General features: G+C 28.8%; 17 protein-coding genes. 4 read left to right on the top strand and 13 right to left on the bottom strand.

Annotated elements, in window-relative coordinates; translation table 11 throughout:
* The first annotated feature begins 1183 nt into the window (after positions 1–1183).
* Positions 1184–1426 (top strand): AbrB/MazE/SpoVT family DNA-binding domain-containing protein, encoded by a 243-nt coding sequence (locus RR409_RS18950; protein ID WP_332559343.1) that lies wholly within the window; start codon positions 1184–1186, stop codon positions 1424–1426.
* A 189-nt stretch (positions 1427–1615) separates the two neighbouring features.
* On the opposite strand, the gene RR409_RS18945 is transcribed toward RR409_RS18950, so the two are convergent.
* The 3 genes from RR409_RS18945 to RR409_RS18935 all read right to left on the bottom strand — a co-directional run bounded on the left by RR409_RS18945 (position 1616) and on the right by RR409_RS18935 (position 4879).
* A complete protein-coding gene (locus tag RR409_RS18945) occupies positions 1616–2734 on the bottom strand; it encodes an NlpC/P60 family protein (RefSeq protein ID WP_332559342.1) in 1119 nt (372 codons plus the stop codon).
* 399 nt (positions 2735–3133) lie between these two features.
* On the bottom strand, positions 3134–3976 hold the full coding sequence (gene rsmI / locus RR409_RS18940) for a 16S rRNA (cytidine(1402)-2'-O)-methyltransferase (protein WP_332559341.1): 843 nt from the start codon (positions 3974–3976) through the stop codon (positions 3134–3136).
* A 153-nt stretch (positions 3977–4129) separates the two neighbouring features.
* On the bottom strand, positions 4130–4879 hold the full coding sequence (locus tag RR409_RS18935; protein WP_332559340.1) for a tRNA1(Val) (adenine(37)-N6)-methyltransferase: 750 nt from the start codon (positions 4877–4879) through the stop codon (positions 4130–4132).
* Between the two features lie 743 nt (positions 4880–5622).
* On the opposite strand from RR409_RS18935, the gene RR409_RS18930 reads away from it, so the two are divergent.
* Positions 5623–6282, top strand: coding sequence for a PIN domain-containing protein (locus RR409_RS18930; RefSeq protein WP_332559339.1), 660 nt, complete (start codon positions 5623–5625; stop codon positions 6280–6282).
* Positions 6283–6361: 79 nt separating this feature from the next.
* Here RR409_RS18930 and RR409_RS18925 read toward each other — a convergent pair whose 3' ends face one another.
* Entirely contained in the window at positions 6362–7045 is a 684-nt protein-coding gene (locus RR409_RS18925; RefSeq protein ID WP_332559338.1) for a LysM peptidoglycan-binding domain-containing protein, read from the bottom strand.
* Between the two features lie 171 nt (positions 7046–7216).
* A complete protein-coding gene (locus RR409_RS18920) occupies positions 7217–7480 on the bottom strand; it encodes a YkuS family protein (RefSeq protein ID WP_332559337.1) in 264 nt (87 codons plus the stop codon).
* A 387-nt stretch (positions 7481–7867) separates the two neighbouring features.
* Between RR409_RS18920 and RR409_RS18915 the strand changes: the two genes are divergently transcribed.
* A complete protein-coding gene (locus tag RR409_RS18915) occupies positions 7868–9211 on the top strand; it encodes a serine hydrolase (RefSeq protein WP_332559336.1) in 1344 nt (447 codons plus the stop codon).
* 51 nt (positions 9212–9262) lie between these two features.
* Here RR409_RS18915 and RR409_RS18910 read toward each other — a convergent pair whose 3' ends face one another.
* From RR409_RS18910 to RR409_RS18880, 7 genes are all read right to left on the bottom strand, one after another.
* Positions 9263–9466 (bottom strand): ferredoxin, encoded by a 204-nt coding sequence (locus RR409_RS18910; RefSeq protein WP_332559335.1) that lies wholly within the window; start codon positions 9464–9466, stop codon positions 9263–9265.
* 10 nt (positions 9467–9476) lie between these two features.
* The gene (locus tag RR409_RS18905) at positions 9477–10385 is read right to left on the bottom strand and encodes a stage 0 sporulation family protein (RefSeq protein WP_332559334.1); all 909 of its coding nucleotides are present in this window, start codon (positions 10383–10385) and stop codon (positions 9477–9479) included.
* A 1-nt stretch (position 10386) separates the two neighbouring features.
* Positions 10387–11322 carry a DNA polymerase III subunit delta' gene (locus RR409_RS18900; RefSeq protein WP_332559333.1) on the bottom strand — a complete coding sequence of 312 codons (936 nt, stop codon included), beginning with the start codon at positions 11320–11322 and terminating at the stop codon, positions 10387–10389.
* Positions 11323–11482: 160 nt separating this feature from the next.
* Positions 11483–11812, bottom strand: coding sequence for a cyclic-di-AMP receptor (locus RR409_RS18895; protein ID WP_332559332.1), 330 nt, complete (start codon positions 11810–11812; stop codon positions 11483–11485).
* A 29-nt stretch (positions 11813–11841) separates the two neighbouring features.
* Positions 11842–12465, bottom strand: a complete 624-nt coding sequence (tmk, locus tag RR409_RS18890; RefSeq protein ID WP_332559331.1) for a dTMP kinase — start codon at positions 12463–12465, stop codon at positions 11842–11844.
* A 37-nt stretch (positions 12466–12502) separates the two neighbouring features.
* On the bottom strand, positions 12503–13942 hold the full coding sequence (locus RR409_RS18885; RefSeq protein WP_332559330.1) for an aminotransferase class I/II-fold pyridoxal phosphate-dependent enzyme: 1440 nt from the start codon (positions 13940–13942) through the stop codon (positions 12503–12505).
* The gene (locus RR409_RS18880; RefSeq protein WP_332559344.1) at positions 13921–14133 is read right to left on the bottom strand and encodes a sigma factor G inhibitor Gin; all 213 of its coding nucleotides are present in this window, start codon (positions 14131–14133) and stop codon (positions 13921–13923) included. The genes RR409_RS18885 and RR409_RS18880 overlap by 22 nt, the downstream gene beginning before the upstream one ends.
* Positions 14134–14594: 461 nt before the next feature.
* On the opposite strand from RR409_RS18880, the gene RR409_RS18875 reads away from it, so the two are divergent.
* Positions 14595–15758, top strand: a complete 1164-nt coding sequence (locus RR409_RS18875) for a hypothetical protein (RefSeq protein WP_332559329.1) — start codon at positions 14595–14597, stop codon at positions 15756–15758.
* 192 nt (positions 15759–15950) lie between these two features.
* Here the strand turns inward: RR409_RS18875 and RR409_RS18870 are convergent, their stop codons facing one another.
* Positions 15951–16511 (bottom strand): hypothetical protein, encoded by a 561-nt coding sequence (locus RR409_RS18870; RefSeq protein WP_332559328.1) that lies wholly within the window; start codon positions 16509–16511, stop codon positions 15951–15953.
* Positions 16512–17046: the final 535 nt, after the last annotated feature.

The raw sequence follows: 17046 nt of genomic DNA, 5'->3' as shown, positions 1-17046 counted from the left end.
TCATAAGAAATTATACTTTTATCTGAAATTTCTTCAATTAATTCTGAAATTTTTGTTTTAATACTATTAAGACTTTCACTATTTATTTTATTATTTCTATTCATTAATACACCTCATCGTATTCCTGTACCTTTATATTAAACATTATATGATACATATTAAATCTTTACAAATATATTCTTGTATATTTTCTATTTTTATATTAGTTTTTCAAAAATATTAATATTCGACAATAATGTTAACTGAAATAAATACAATAAAAACTTGCATTAATGTGAATTTATAATAGTCTTTATTAACATGTATCCACAGTTATCCACCATTTCTTAAAAGTTATGCACATAAATTGTGTATAATTACGGTAATAACTTCGTTACTCACATTAATAAATTTCTTATATAATCTTAAATATTATATATTGTCCACATTATCAACAATTTGCTTGTGTATAACTTGTTATATTTTCTGTGGAAATAACTGCAATATTCTACAACATCAGATTTAATTTTCTTTTTTCTTTTACAATTACTCATATATATATTTTGCTTTTTTATAACTTTCATACAAAGGATTGCATATTTATAAAGTTATTTTTCCCATTTTTAGAAAATTTAAATCCTCTAAATAATGGATAATTTTATTATATCGCTGAATTGATTTTTTAATTTATAGAAAAACTTCTTCTTTTTTACATTTATTTTGAGAATATAAATCGTCGCTACATTTTATTTCCACTATTATCCTAAAAATTTCATTTTGTTATAACAATTTCTTCATTATATTAAAAAATATATATGCTTTAATATCCTTATTGAGCTTCATCATTTTTTAAACACTAGTAATTTCAATAAAATTCGACATATAACCCGTGTAATCCCAATATATTACTATTTTATAATTTCCAGTTGAAATTATTTAATTATAATACTTTTGTTTTAGATTACTGTATTATACTTTACTAAACTTCAATAAAATCAAGGGTTTATAGGAATGTAAAATATTGTATTTTTATATATTAATAATATTGACATTTGTATAAATTGGTAGTATATTATCTATAGATGGAATTTAGTAGAAGTTTTGTAACTTTCTATAAGCTAAAATATACTAATTTTATCTTATTTGTTAAAATACCAAAAAATATATATTATTTTGTCGAGAGATATTTAAGGAGGAGCTTTATATGAAATCAACAGGTGTTGTAAGAAGAGTAGACGAGTTAGGAAGAATAGTTATTCCAGTGGAGTTAAGAAGAACATTGAATATAGGTGAGAAGGACGCCCTAGAAATATATGTAGATGGTGAGCACATAATATTAAAAAAATATGAGCCTGCATGTATTTTCTGTGGAGATGCTAGAGATGTTGTAAACTATAAATCTAAAAATGTTTGCAAACAGTGTCTAACTGCTTTAAAATCTGAATAAATAAAATATGCTTTTTTATTTCAATTTATAATGGACAAGCATTAAACCGTTAAGCTATTAACGGTTTTTTTCTTTTTTTATAATTGAATCCATATATACTAATTAAAATGAATATACTTTAAAAAAATATACTTAAAACTAAAATAAACCAATGCAATTGTCATTGGTTTATTTTAATAAAAAGGTGTATTAATTTACATGTCTTCTAGCTTGTAGATAATCTCTTCTAGTTAATGGAGATATCTTTACAACCTCATTATCTTGTGGTGCATGTATATAACTATTGTTTCCAACGTAAATACCCACATGAGTTGCATGTCCACCAGAACCAAAGAATACCAAATCACCTGGTTGTAATTGATTTCTTGGAACATAAGTACCTGTATCCATTTGGCTATCGGCTGTTCTTGGTAAGCTTATTCCATTTGCTCTATAAACATACTTCGTAAATCCTGAGCAATCAAATGAGCTTGGTCCATTTCCGCCCCATTGATAAGGTGTTCCTCTAAAACCATATGCATAAGAAACTATTGATCCACCACTACCATTGCCTTCTACTATCACAGAATCGTCATAGTCTCCTCTGCTTGGTCTTGATGCTGCCTCAATATTCTCAATTTGTCTTAGAGTCTCTTTTAATTGAGCTTCATTTTCTTTCATAGCCGCTTCGAAAACATCTCTGTTAGCTTCAGCTTCTGCCATTACTTTACTGTGCTCTTCTTTTTTTACATTAAGTTCATCAACTCTCTTTTGATTTTCTTCTTGTAATACTAAAAGTTGAGCTTTTTCTTCTTTCAATACATCTTTTTGTTTCTCTAGCGCTACTTTCTTTTCAGTTAGACTAGCAACTACTTCTTTATCATAGTTTATAATTTTTGTCACATTTTCTAGCCTTGAGATAAAATCAGCTAATCCTTTTGAGTTTAAAATAGTTTCTACATAGCTGTCCATACCATTAATGTACATAGCTCTCATTCTCTTGTTAAAAAGCTCTTCTTCCTGTTTAATGCTTTCTTCCGCAGCTTGTACACCTTCTTCACTGATTTTTATTTGGTTTTCAGTGTAACTAATCTTGTTATTGGTGTCTTCTATATCTACGTAAATTTCAGTCATTAGCGAGTTAATGGCTTGTATTTTAGCTTCAATCTCATCAACTTGTTCTTGAGCACTTTTGTACTTGTTTTTACTTTCCTTAAGTTGCTGTTCCTGAGTTGCTTTATTGCTATACGGGCTTGCATAAACTGTAGACCCCATATAAGTTGCTACTAATGTTGCTGCTAAAGCTAAAGATACTACTTTTTTGTTCAAAAAAATCCCTCCCCCCTCATGGTTTCTAAATAATTATAACACCATACTGTGCCAAACCTCAAGGTTTTCAGGGGATTTTTAAAAACTTATGCGATTTTATTAACAATTTAGCGAAATTATCTTAAAATTTTTCTATAAATACTTCAATTGGTTCATATTTTTTCCTAATAAGCATTATTATTCATTTTAATTTAGCCTATTTAAACATATGGAACTAATAATAGTATTTTTTATTTTACATGAAAAAAACTTGTTATATTTATACTAAATGTGTAGCAAATTCAATTAATTAAGCACCTTAGGAAAAGGTTCAATTTCTCCTAAAGTGCCTGAATAACTAAATACAATTATTCAATGTATATTTAAACATGATATTAATAGATCAATATTTCATTTTCATCAAAGGTTTATGGAATATTTGTATACTTCAGACTTATGTATATTTCTATCTTTCGCAACTTGTTTTATTGCATCCTTTTTATTAAGTCCTTCATTTATGTATATATTTATATGTTCTTCTATAGAAATCCCTTCCCATCTTGCAGATTTCTCCTGAAGGATTTCTTCTTCACTCTTTCCTTGGATAACCAGAACATATTCCCCTCTGCCGCTGTTTTCCTTATAATATTCAATAGCCTCACTTAACGTAACTCTCATTATATCTTCATAGAGTTTAGTTAATTCCCTACATATTGCAATTTTTCTATCTCCTAAGTTTTCATATAGAAATTCTAATGTATTTAATATTCTATGTGGCGCTTCATAAAAGACTATAGTTTCAGTCCTATTTATTAAATCTGCGATTATAGGCTTTCTATCCTTATTTTCTCTAGGTAGAAACCCTCTAAAAATAAACTTTGTTGTATCAAGCCCTGAATATACTAATGCAGTAGTAATAGCTGTTGCTCCAGGTAATACTTCAAAGCTTATACCTTCTTCAATGCATTTTTCTACAATAATGCTTCCTGGATCAGAAATACCTGGGGTTCCAGCATCACTAATTATTGCAATACTCTTCCCTTCATGAAGTCTTTCAATTATGGCTTCACTCTTACCCTGTTCATTATGTTGATGATAACTCACTAATGTTTTCTTTATATTGAAGTGATTAAGAAGTTTTAGACTTTGTCTTGTATCTTCACAAGCAATTATATCTACTTCTCTTAAAACTTCTAATGCTCTTAATGTAATATCTTTTAGGTTTCCAATAGGGGTTGGTACTAAATACAGCTTCCCTGACATATAACCATCTTCTTTCTTTTTAGTATTTACAGGTTAATTCTATTAAGCAGCTCCAAAACATTTGATGTATTATACAAGATCGTAAGTTCACAACTTTAAAAGGGCATTAAATTTCGCCTAAAAAAATTAGGTATCCATCCTTGAAAAGTGTGATTAAATTGTATCATTAATGCTGCTATAAATTTTCTTAATTTCTTCTGAATAACTTCCATCTTCCATATGTACATACAAAGGATCCTCAAATTTAAAGAATGAGCCTCCATCTCTTTGACCTTCGATTAAGACTATGTTAGGGGCTTTATTAGGTTTTGGATGAACTAACTTTATCCTTTTCGGTTCTATTTTGTGTTTTCTCATAAGCGTCAAAATGTCTACAATTCTTTCTGGTCTATGTACCATGAAAAACCTTCCATTATCCTTTAAAAGTATCCTTGCTGCAATTATTACATCTTCTAAAGTACAACATATTTCATGTCTTGCTATAGCATTTTTATCATTAATATTTATAATACCAGTGTTTTGTAGTTTGTATGGGGGATTTACAGTTACTACTTCAGCTTTTTCAATTGTTTTAAGAAACTTAATATTAGTTAGGTCCTCATTAATAAAATTTACCCTATCTTCTAAGCTATTTATTCTAGATGTTCTATTTGCCATTTCAACAAACTCTTCTTGAATTTCAATGCCGACAATATTCTTAGCTTCAGTTTTTCCTGATAAGATAAATGGAATTATCCCTGTACCACTACATAAATCAATAACTCTTGCATTTTTCTTTACATTAGAAAAATTAGCTAAAAGTACTGCATCCACTCCAAATCGAAATCCACTTTTTTTCTGAATTATTTTTATTCCCTTAAGTTGTAAATCATCAAGGGTTTCATCATCTCTTACAATATCCATAAGCTAACTCCTCACTTTAAAGTTGTTTATACTATATAAACTAACAAATTCATCAAAAATTTATTTCATCTTATTTGTATTGAACCATCTAAAAAACTATTTTCTATGCCAGTATATTTTCCATCATAATGTATCAGTAGTACCTATTGACAGCATACTATTAATAGCACTTGTTTCCTCACCTTTGAAAAAAATATCCGTCATATAGTTGACTTGTTATTTTAGAAGCCTAAAATCAAATTTTACCACAAAAGTATACTTTATCAAATTAATATTTCTTAAATATAAGATAGTTTCATTTCATCTAGAATCTAGTAAGATGACTTAACTTCTAATTTCTAGTCATTGTAATTTTTTTAAATCTTATAAATAAAAAAGTAAGCACCTCATTTAAGAAATGCCTACTTTTTTAATATGGGGGGGAAAGCAACATGTATGCTTTAAATATTATAACAATTTTGCAATTACCTTAATAAATATAACATGTTGCTTTTAAGGGTTTATATTTATGCTTTAATCTGTCATTAATATGATTACCCTTTTTATATAAAAATATACATTTCACTATAAACTTTAAAAGAATATATAAATTTTTTATAATTATAAATACAGTTCACTAAGAAACAGCTAGTAGCTTCCCCCAATTAACCTATTGAAATTGCAGTTTTTTAAGTAGCATTGTAATAACTCTTCATATCTATTAATAAAATAAACTATATAACATGTAAAGAAGGTTGCAATATATGGAAATGCTACTTTACCCTTTTTCAAGTATAGACTTCAATAATACTACTACAATATTATTAGATGCTTCCTTTTTACTTAGCTTAGTATATGATGATGATATAAAGCATTCTCAGTGTGTGGAAACACTGAAAAAAATACTTGTTGGTAAGTGTAATCTGTATGTAACCAATATTATTTCTGCAGAAGTATTAAATCAAATAATGTATAAAATATTTATCATTGATATACGGCATAAGATTGACAAATGTAATCCTTTTAATTCAGAGACAAATATAAAGCAAATTATAAATTGCTTTAATAAATACGATAGAAAAATAATAAAGGACAAAAGAGAGGATAAGCTTCGAGAAATACCTTATAAAAAGTACTTTGATAATCTCTCTAAGAACAGCTTAAAGCGTGGACTTCTAAAGGTATATTATAAGACTGCTGTAACAATGCATAATCAGCTAGAAAACACACTAAAATTTAATTATGTAGACATTAATAAGCAATGTATGCTTAGAACTAAAGAGCTTATGACCAAGGATCTATTATCTATAAATGATGCAACTCATCTTGCTGTATGCGAAAGCTGCAATATTAAGTATCTATTAACCCTAGATAGTGATTTTATTTACGCAGAAAATAGTAAAGTTAATATACTAAAAATATAACCCTGCAATTTTAAAGTTGCAGGGTTATATTTTTAGCAAGTGGTTTTATGTTATTATCGGTGCAATATTACTAAAAGCTTTATTTTTCAGGAATATAAATTTCATCTCCAGCTTTTATAGTATCAACATTTGTTATATTATTATGTGCTTTTATTTTATCTACAGCTTCAAGCATGGCTACGTTAGGTAGTTGCTCTCTTGCTATTTTAAATAAGCTATCGCCAGGTTGAATCTTATACTTTTTACCAGTTTTAGTATTTAATGCAGTTTCCTCAGTTGTGTCTTTTGACTTATCTACAACTGTAGTTGAAGAGGTAGCTTTGCTTTCAAGTGCTACTTCATAAGGAATTAAAATTGTTTGACCTTCAACAATTTTATTATCGCTTATTAATTTATTTCCTTCTATAATTGTAGCAATAACCTCTTTGAAGTCGTGATTAGGCATATAAGCTCTAGCTATACTATAAAGAGTGTCATCCTTTTTAACAATATAAGATCCAGTCTTAACCTCATCTTTATTAGATTGGATTTGGTCATTACTAGTTTCCTTCTCATCCATATTCTCATCTTCATCAATAGTTTTCTTGTCTTCTTCTTTAGTTTTATCTTCTTGGGCTTCATTTCCTGTAGTTATTTTTGGCTTGTCGTTATCACTATCAGCAGTAGAATTGTTATCTCTTCCAATATAACTAACTGTTAAGAAAACACCTAAAAGTACTACGGCACAAGTAATCGCTGCTATTATTTGTTTTTTAAATTTCATATCCTTAACACCTCTTTTATTTAAATTAGTTCATACTTAGATATTTAACATATTTGTAAAAATTATACATAAAGTAAAAACTTTTTTATTATTTCTCATTTATCAAGAAATAAACTCATTCTATTAAAACGTTTAATAAGAGACCTCCTCTTATTAATATAATTTTTCATACTAATCTACTATATTATTTTTTTCTAATTGATCTTTTATATCCCTTGGAGTTAACCCATCTGCGTTTATAAATGTCGATGAAGATGATGTATTTTGCACTCCCATAACATTTGAACTCTCACCAGTTAATATTACTGCATCAAACTTGTTTAAGTAGTTAGATACATTTTTCTTTGTAGCATCAAACTCCCTAACATTATATCCCTCTTGATGTAAATAACTTTTTACTGGGTTTAATCCCTTCTGTACTGCAACCTTTTTCATTTACTATTCCCTCCGTTAATTCTATTTTAATTACATATTACAAATATTGCCAAAGGGTTGTTTTTTATTCACTTTTACTTAATTAGTAGTAACCTTATTAGCTAGCTTACTTAAAATTAAAATAAGTTAATTATTCAAAACAAATACAAAAATCATCTTTAAGTTGTTAAATTTTTTTCCTTATTGCAAAACACCTCACTTTAAGCTTAGGGATAGGTTAAACTTATTTATTAACTAAAAAAATTTCATACATATTTATAAAAAGTATATAGTTAATAGCTTTTTATGATCAAATGACACCATGATATAAGTTGATAATTACATTGAAAATATGAAATAATATATATATAATTATGATGATTACTTGAACCTTGAAAGGAGTTTCAAATGTATAATAATAAAAGAAGAAAGAAGAAGAGGAGAAAAAACCTTATACTGACGGCATTTCTTCTTGTTGCTTTCATATTCACAAGTTTCTACTACATAAAAATGAGCAAAGACGATAATCAAGGCTCTACAAACATTGAAAATCTTGATGAATCTTCTAAAAATATCAAAGATAATGAAAAGGATACAGCAATTCCTATAAATAATAATTTGATAGAAAGTATTTTGAAATCTTACCCTGATAAATTTAAAAATGTACTAGATAATGCTGATAAGTATGATGTTCAAATTCTTTACACTCAAATTAATAGAAATGCTGATGGCACTGTTTCTTTTATTCCTAACGGATTCAATGTAGACAAGAACAAATACTTTTATCCAGCAAGCAGTATGAAGCTTACTACGGCTATTTTAGCTTTGGATAAATTGAACACATTAAATATTCCAAGTGTTAACAAATATACTCCATTAGAAATTAAAAGTGGTCGTCAAAGTCAAAGTGCTCAAACTAGTGATGTTACCTCTAAAAATGGCAAGCCAAGTATTGCACAATATATAAAGAAACTATTAGTTGCTAGCGATAACGATTCTTATAATAGACTTTATGAATTTATAGGCCAAGAATACCTTAATGAAACCTTATGGAGTAAAGGCTATAAGGATGTATTAATAAAACAACGTATTGCAGATGCACCTATGACTGAGGAAAATAGATATACTAACCCATTTGTGTTTTATGGTGATACTGGGAATGTGATTTACGAGCAGCCAATGGCCTATAATTCTAAGAAATACGAAAGCTTACTTCCCATAAAAAACACTCAAAAGGGAACTTCTCATGAAGAAAATGGAGTTATAGTAGATGGTCCCCATGATTTTTCTCAATCAAATTATATTTCTATTGAAACGCTTCAGGACCTGATGAAATCAGTTATGTTCCCTGAGTCTATTCCTAAAAGTAAAAGATTCAATCTTACGGAAGATGATTTAGATTACTTAAGAAAATATCTAAGTACCTTACCTAGTGAATGCACTTATCCCTCCTACGATCTTCCTGATAACTATGCAAAGTATTTTATGTATGGCTCAAAGAACGTTGATATTCCATCTAACATAAAAATTTATAATAAGATTGGTACAGCTTATGGATACTTAGTTGATAACGCTTATATTGTTGATACTGAAAATAATGTGGAGTTTTTGTTAACTGCAGTAATTCATTCTAATACTGATGGTGTATTCGCTGATTCTCACTTTAATCCTCAACAACTAGGGATGCCTTTTTTAACTGATCTAGGTAATGTTATATATAATTATGAACTCAATGGAAGAATTATAAAATAAACAAAAAACAGACCATGACTTCAAATCATGGTCTGTTTCTATATTAACTCATTATATAACCGTATAGCCCTTATCTTCAATTGCAGCAATTATATCATCTATATTAATAAAATAATTATCAAATACAATTTCTGCTTCTTTGTCCTCAGGTCGTATTTGACAAGCGACAACTCCTTCATTATCAGAGATGGCGCTTCTAACTTTGCTTACATCCTTAGAAGTTATCATATCGCATATCTTAAGCACGGCTTTCATTTCTTTCCTCCTAATTTTCCTTAAATAATTCCTTTATCATATCCTTATCTTCTACTTGACCTTCAAGTTCCCTTATATCTACATCGCTGATAATATCTTCATAGCTTCCTGAAATTAAGGTTAAGTCTTCTATCTTTACTACCTTAATATCATCTTCCCCGTCCTTAATTTTAATTTTCACCTTAACGGATTCTTTAACAACGCTGTTTGCAATAACTTCACCCTTACCAAAAGCAGTGCTTACTATTGATCCTACTTTAGGAAGTCGCTTTCTTATACCCTCATAAGTTTCCTGTTCATAATTTAAGCAGCACATAAGTCTTCCACATATACCTGATATTTTAGTAGGATTAAGAGATAGATTTTGCTCCTTTGCCATTTTAATTGACACTGGTGCAAACTCCCCTAAGAAAGTAGAACAACATAAAGTTCTTCCACAAGGCCCAAGGCCTCCAGTCATCTTAGCTTCGTCTCTAACACCAATTTGCCTTAATTCAATTCTAGTTCTAAACACCGCTGCCAAGTCCTTAACTAATTCTCTAAAGTCAACTCTTCCGTCTGCTGTAAAGTAAAAAATCACTTTATTATTATCAAAAGTGTACTCTACATCTATAAGCTTCATATTAAGATCATGTTTTTCAATCTTTTCTATGCAAAGATCAAAAGCTTCTTGTTCCTTCTGTTTGTTATCTAAATTCTTTTCTATATCCTCTGTATGCGCTTTTCTTATAACATTTTTTAATGGTGTAACTATATCTTTTTCACTTATTTCCTTTATACCTATTACACACTCGCCAAACTCTATACCTCTTGCTGTTTCAACTACAACAAACTCTCCCTTTTTTATGTCTAATCCACTAGGGCTAAAATAATATATTTTACCTGCTTTTTTAAATCTTACTCCAATTACTGTTACCATCTTAAACCTCCTGCATTTTAAGTAACATTACTGTAAGAGTCAACGATAAATTAACATTTCTTTCTAGGGTTTCTCTTGTTTCCCCTATAATGCTAATAATATCATTCAACTTACTTAATGAAAACATGTTAGCAAACTCTTTAACAAGCTCAATTTTATCTATATTAATTATTAAATTCTCATCCCCAATTTCTTTATAGATAATGGTATCTCTAAGAAATGTTACAAAAACATCTATAACACTTCTCCATGAATCACTAAACTTACCTAAATGTTCTTCATACTTTAATAATTCTTCAGTACTAATATTATTTATATTAAGTAATATTTCTATTACAAAGTTTCTTATTTCACTAAACTCTTTATTATTAATTAACAAAGCTGCTTTTCCCGGTATACCATCACTAAAAGAAATTATCATCTTCATTTCTTTATCTTCTAAATCCGGGTAATTAACTTTTAAGAAAGTCTCTATTTCATTTACATTTAATGGACTTAATTTATGTACTTGACACCTTGATTTTATGGTATCCAACATAGACTCTAAATTCTCACACAAAATAAATATAAAAACATTCTTTGGTGGTTCTTCTATAGTTTTAAGAAGAGCATTTTGGGCCTGAACGGTCATCTTGTCGCCTTGATGGATTATAACTATCTTTCTATCTCCTTCAAAGGGCCTCTTGTTTACTTCTACAATAAGATCTCTAATAGCTCCAACACCTATAGATAACTTGTTCTTTTCCGTTTTCCAATGAACTATATCAATATAATCTCTATCTTCCTTCTTACTAAGAAGTTTTCTTCCTATGAAAGCTGCAAGTGGACTTTTCCCTATTCCATCATCACCTACAAAAATATGAGCATGAGATAATCTATTATTGTCTATTGCTCTTATAAAACTGTCTACTATATCGCTATGACCTATAATGCTCATATTGCCCTCCTTTTCAATATATATAAGTTGAAAATGACTAAATTTATTTTATTAGCGGCTTTTAATCAGTGATTTACTAATATAACATCTTAAATTTACTTATATACTAAATAATGTACAACAAGCTTGTAGCTTATTGTACATTATTTACCTCATTATATTATACCCTTAAAAACTTGTCTACATCAACTACAAATATAGTTGCTCCGCCAATATTAACTTCCACAGGGTAAGGTACATAAACCCCAGTAGACCCTGCCACTGGTGAAGGAGAAGATATCACTTGCTTTCTTATTTTACATATATCTTCTATATGCTTTAATACAACATCAACCTTTTCACGTTCTACACCAATCATTAATGTAGTGTTTCCTGCTTTTAAAAAACCACCTGTTGTTGCAAGTTTTGTTACTCTAAATCCATTTTCAGTTATGATATCAACTAAATCTGCCGCATCATCATCTTGCACTATAGCAATTACTAATTTCATAGAAATCCCTCCTCAATTAATTTTATTATTTATATTCCCATCTTTTGTTCTATATGTGTAATTATCTTCTCATGAATTGTCTCTATACTTTCATTTCCATCTATTACTATTATTTTATCATAAGTTTTGCTAATTTTCGAATAACCATCAAAAACTTTTTTGTGAAAGTCATTTCCTACATTCTCTAATCTATCAAGTTCTTGCTGCTTTTTCTTTCTTTCTAATCCTTTTTCGTAAGGTATGCTTATCATAAATACTAAATCTGCTTCTATTCCCCTTAAAGCAGCGTCATTTATTGTCTTTACAACTTCCATGCCAAGATCTCTTCCTATTCCCTGATAAACCATAGATGAATACACAAATCTATCACAAACAACCATTTTTCCTTCATTAAGAGCTGGTCTTATTACCTCATCAGCAAGTTGTGCTCTAGAGGCTGCATAAAGCAATGCTTCACACATGCTCCCCATTTCACTATTATTATTATCCAGTATAATATGTCTAATTTTCTCACTAATAAGTGTTCCTCCAGGTTCTCTAGTCCTTATTACATCAAATCCCTTATCTTTAAAATACTTATCTAATAACTTAATTTGGGTTGACTTTCCACAACCGTCTGGCCCCTCTAGTGCAATCAATAATCCCTTTTTCATACATTTATCCTCCATAAACAATGTAATTTAACACTTACTATTCTTTTATTACAGTTATAGATCCATCTTCTACTCCTAATAGTGTTACCTTATTTTCCATATAATAATTAATTATATCAATGCTTTCTCTATTTATAAACTCTCCAGGCATTATTAATGGAATCCCTGGAGGATAAGGTACTATAGCTTTACCACAAATCATGTTTTCTGCATCTTTCAATGAAACGAATATCTTCTCTTTTTCAAAGGCTTCATGAGGCAGTATGCTCATTATTGGTATTTTAGCATTTAAAGTTTTTATATAAGTATCCCTTAATACATCTATATTACAATGGTTTAACACAGAATAAAGCTTTTCAAAGTCATTTTCATTATTATGTGGTGAAAATATCAGCACTACACTTCTACTGTCACTCATTTCACACTGAATTCCTTTAATTCTTAGATAATCTAATAACTTATGCCCACTATAACCTCTAGGCACATTAATCACATATCTAGTGCGATCTATTAAAACTAAATTATCACTATAAGTATCTTCTTTATGTAAATCCTCTTCACTAATAATATGAAAATCTTTTAATTTATCTATCTTTTCTCTATATTTATCACATAAATATAGAAGTTTGCCATAAGCTTCTTCACCATACTTCTCCAAATAAAATCTTGCATAATCCATTGATGCCATAAATATATAGGAAGGGCTTGTACTTAAAAATGCACTTACATAGAAATTAACCTTTTCTATATCAGCAACATTTCCTATATGTAAATACGCTGTTTGCGTCAAACTCGGTAGAGTTTTATGTGCACTTTGTACAACCATATCTGCGCCTAATTCAATAGGACTTTGTGGTACATCTTTTATAGTACCAAAATGTGCTCCATGAGCACAATCTACAAGTACCTTCATATTGTATTGTTTAGCCTTGTGAATAATTGTTTTCAAGTCTGCACATATGCCATAGTAGTTAGGATAAGTTATTACGATGCCCTTTGCATCCTTATTTTCTTCCATTAAATTAAATAAATGCTCCCTATCTATAGAGAAAGGAGCATCATATATTTCACTAACTTTACTTTTGATATAAATAGGCTTTAGCTTTCTCATTATTATACCATTGTAAATTGACCTATGACAATTTCTCTCTACAATAACCTTATCACCTTCTTGAAAGGTAGAAAAAATCATTGCTAAATTTCCTGATGTACTACCATTGATTAAAAAATAGGATTTCTTGCTCCCGTAATATCTACTTAATAGCTCTTGTGCTTCCTTTAATACTCCTTGCGGATTATGAAGATTATCTAACCCATCAACTTCTGTTAAATCCATTTTAAATAAATTTTCTGAAAGCATTTTCCCCTCTGGAACTGTAGAAAATCCCTTTCCCATTTTGTGACCAGGCATTGCAAAATAGGAATTGTCCTCCTTTATATATTTAACCAGCTCCTCTATAAGTGGTAATTTTGGCACTCCTCATTCACTCCTCTTTGTACAAGTTGAACAATGTTCCTTCTTATACAGTTTTTGTAGAAGTCATAGAAATCTGTATCAATGTCTGTTTTAATTAATCGCTCTTCACAGCATTTACAAATTCCTCTTCCATAGATAATTATACCATTTTCTAGAGGCTTTCTGCATATAATACATTCCATTTTCATAATATCCCCCTCAAATATTGCTAATTTAAACTTGTCTTAATTATCGCCCCCTACAATATATTTTATTCACTATTGTAGCGATTTTTATTTTGTCCCAAAAAATTATTTCTTTCGGAAATTCCTAATTTTTCTACTAAAAATAACAATGAACTTCTAAGGAAAGACAACTTCTTGCAATGAATTTACAATACTCTTAACTTTATATAAATAGAGTTGAATTTATATTAGGATTTCCACTATATCTATAGATAAGATTTAATTCTAGATCTTATTTCATAGATAGAATTTACTCTGATTTATTAGAATAAATCTATTTATCAATAATGTAATTTAAATATAACCCGTATCTATTAAAATATAAAATTCCATGTTGGATATACTAACTGTAATAAGTATTAATTTTCTTGGTTTAATCTATTACACCTTTTAAATAACAATATATAAGAATCGAAAGGGGAAAATACATGAAACAAAATGTTATAAGCTTTATATCTACGATAAAAAAAGAAATTTTAGAATTGAATAAATTTTTATATAGTAATCCTGAAAATTGCTTTAATGAATATAATACTTCGAAGTATATAAAGGATTTATTAATAAAACATAACTTTTTAGTAGAAGACAAATTTGAACAAATACCCACTGCATTTTATGCTAAGATGGGCTCAGGTCACCCTTATATATGTTATTTATGCAAATACACTTCAGGTGATGAAAGTGGTCATATATTTGGGAATAACAGTAATGCTGCAATTTCTGTGGGTGCAGCTATAGCTTTAGGGTCTGTAATAGAAAAAATAGGTGGTAGTGTAGTTATTATTGGTTGCCCCGGAAAATATTCCAATGGCTCAGAAATCATAATGACTCATGAGAAGGTCTTTGAGGAAATTGATGTAATATTTGCACCTCATGTAGATAATTCTAACGCTGAAAGTGGAACATCAATGGCAATGGTACCTCTAGAGATCAACTATGAGTTTAACAATGTAAAAAGTAATAATCCGTTGAAAAAAACTGCATTGGATGGATGCCTTTATACTATGAACTTTATTAATGATATTATTAAGCAAAGTTGCAATGAATGTTATATTGATCACCTTTGTATTAATTCAGCTAATAACATTCATGAATTACCAACTAGGGCTACTGCTAAATTTGAAATAAAATCTAAAAATATTCGTCAAAGTGAAACAATTGAAGAAAATATAAGAACTTATATAAAATCAATACAACCTTTAATAGATATAACATATAATATAAGTTTATATGAGCTTCCTTGTAGAGAATTAATAACAAATAAAACTCTTTCTCGTATATTCTCTAATAACTTAAAAGAATGCGGCATCATCAATGTAGAAAAACCTAAAAATGTTGTATATCCTCTTGGTATTGGCACTGTGAGTCATACTACACCTACTATTTATCCTTCCATATCAATAGTAGAGGATAAAAATATTTCATGTCCATCAGAAGACTTTAAAAATGCAACAATATCAAGTTTCGCCGAAGATAGAATCATAAAGGCTATTGCGGCCCTTTCTATTACTGGAATTGATTTTATTGAAAGAAGTGATTTAGTAACAGAAATTACACTAGAATTAAATGACACATTGAATTCACAAAGATAATGAATAAATCTAAATGCATTTAGAAACCCTAATATTAAGTTTTAAATAATTAACGAATTTATTCCTTAACTTAAGAACTAAGACGACTCATAAATCTATATTTAAGTTGTTTTAGAAATAATATAAAGCGCCTTCAAATCGTATAAAAAAAGATAGTCATTAATTCTGACTATCTTTTTTTATTTCGTATTATTACCCATAAATTTTATTGCTGCCTATATTGCTATAAGCCAAATTTCTTTGTTGTTGAAATATCTTTTGTTTGTTTTTTATGCACCTGATTTTTTCTATAAGTTCACTGCTTGGTTCAAAATATACTTCATGATTTATATGACCATCAGCATAAATACAGCAATGCTTATTTAGGTTAATGAGTGAACAAATATAGTTCCTTTTTTTATAACCCCATTTATTAACACCCTTACGTTTGTTAATAGGTCCTATATATCTAATATCTTGTATGTTTATATCCTCAACTAATTTCTGGCTTTTACCTTTAACTCTATGAATAATTAGTTGTTCTCCAATTATAGAGTACTTATATTGAACTTGACATTTTTGAATTTCATAAACTGCAAAAGAAATTAAGGTGAATAAACAAAATAGATCAATTATCCTAGACATGTGTATAGGTATTAAATTCATAATCTCTGCTATCTTTAATAAATATAATACTATTATCATTGCAACAAAAAAGACTATAAATACGGGTAATCTCTTTCTGAAAATTACTTCTTTATACATGGTCCCCATAGTTAATGCCTCCTAAGTGTTTATATATTATTCAACTATGACTATTGTATTATACTAGGGTTTCATTCAACTTGCTACTCAACTTAGTAGCTTTTAAAGGCTACTACATACCATTAATGTTCTTTAAATCTTACTATTCCAAACTACCACTATGGCTCGTATTATATCGCTATATATATCTGTTTTACTTTGAAGTGCGAATATTAGAATAATTTAAATGTGTTATTTATATTTAATTTATAAGTTTCAAAGACTTTTTTACCTTTGAAATAGATATATCTACTTCAATATAATTCTGTTTTCAAAGCTATTTAAGCATCCTAGTTTTATTAATCAATAAAGCTGAGAATGTAATTATTTTATCAGTTGATGTTAAACCTCTATAAAACCTTCTATGATAACATACCCTTTTTGTGATATATAAGTACTAAATTAATGCATACATAAATAAAAACCTGTATCGAAAGATACAGGTTTTTATGGAGGCGCCACCCAGATTTGAACTGGGGATAAAGGCTTTGCAGGCCTCTGCCTT

It is taken from the genome of Clostridium sp. (assembly GCF_036642255.1).
Taxonomy (GTDB): Bacteria; Bacillota; Clostridia; order Clostridiales; family Clostridiaceae; genus Clostridium_J.
Note: the sequence above shows the minus strand (reverse complement) of the source record. Positions and strands in the feature narration are given on the sequence as shown.

What these genes read in the sequence shown, in the direction of transcription:
- RR409_RS18950 (WP_332559343.1), top strand. Translation starts at nt 1,184, where the DNA reads ATGAAATCAACAGGTGTTGTAAGAAGAGTAGACGAGTTAGGAAGAATA.
- rsmI (WP_332559341.1), bottom strand. Translation starts at nt 3,976, where the DNA reads ATGTCAGGGAAGCTGTATTTAGTACCAACCCCTATTGGAAACCTAAAA.
- RR409_RS18935 (WP_332559340.1), bottom strand. Translation starts at nt 4,879, where the DNA reads ATGGATATTGTAAGAGATGATGAAACCCTTGATGATTTACAACTTAAG.
- RR409_RS18930 (WP_332559339.1), top strand. Translation starts at nt 5,623, where the DNA reads ATGGAAATGCTACTTTACCCTTTTTCAAGTATAGACTTCAATAATACT.
- RR409_RS18925 (WP_332559338.1), bottom strand. Translation starts at nt 7,045, where the DNA reads ATGAAATTTAAAAAACAAATAATAGCAGCGATTACTTGTGCCGTAGTA.
- RR409_RS18920 (WP_332559337.1), bottom strand. Translation starts at nt 7,480, where the DNA reads ATGAAAAAGGTTGCAGTACAGAAGGGATTAAACCCAGTAAAAAGTTAT.
- RR409_RS18915 (WP_332559336.1), top strand. Translation starts at nt 7,868, where the DNA reads ATGTATAATAATAAAAGAAGAAAGAAGAAGAGGAGAAAAAACCTTATA.
- RR409_RS18910 (WP_332559335.1), bottom strand. Translation starts at nt 9,466, where the DNA reads ATGAAAGCCGTGCTTAAGATATGCGATATGATAACTTCTAAGGATGTA.
- RR409_RS18905 (WP_332559334.1), bottom strand. Translation starts at nt 10,385, where the DNA reads ATGGTAACAGTAATTGGAGTAAGATTTAAAAAAGCAGGTAAAATATAT.
- RR409_RS18900 (WP_332559333.1), bottom strand. Translation starts at nt 11,322, where the DNA reads ATGAGCATTATAGGTCATAGCGATATAGTAGACAGTTTTATAAGAGCA.
- RR409_RS18895 (WP_332559332.1), bottom strand. Translation starts at nt 11,812, where the DNA reads ATGAAATTAGTAATTGCTATAGTGCAAGATGATGATGCGGCAGATTTA.
- tmk (WP_332559331.1), bottom strand. Translation starts at nt 12,465, where the DNA reads ATGAAAAAGGGATTATTGATTGCACTAGAGGGGCCAGACGGTTGTGGA.
- RR409_RS18875 (WP_332559329.1), top strand. Translation starts at nt 14,595, where the DNA reads ATGAAACAAAATGTTATAAGCTTTATATCTACGATAAAAAAAGAAATT.
- RR409_RS18870 (WP_332559328.1), bottom strand. Translation starts at nt 16,511, where the DNA reads ATGGGGACCATGTATAAAGAAGTAATTTTCAGAAAGAGATTACCCGTA.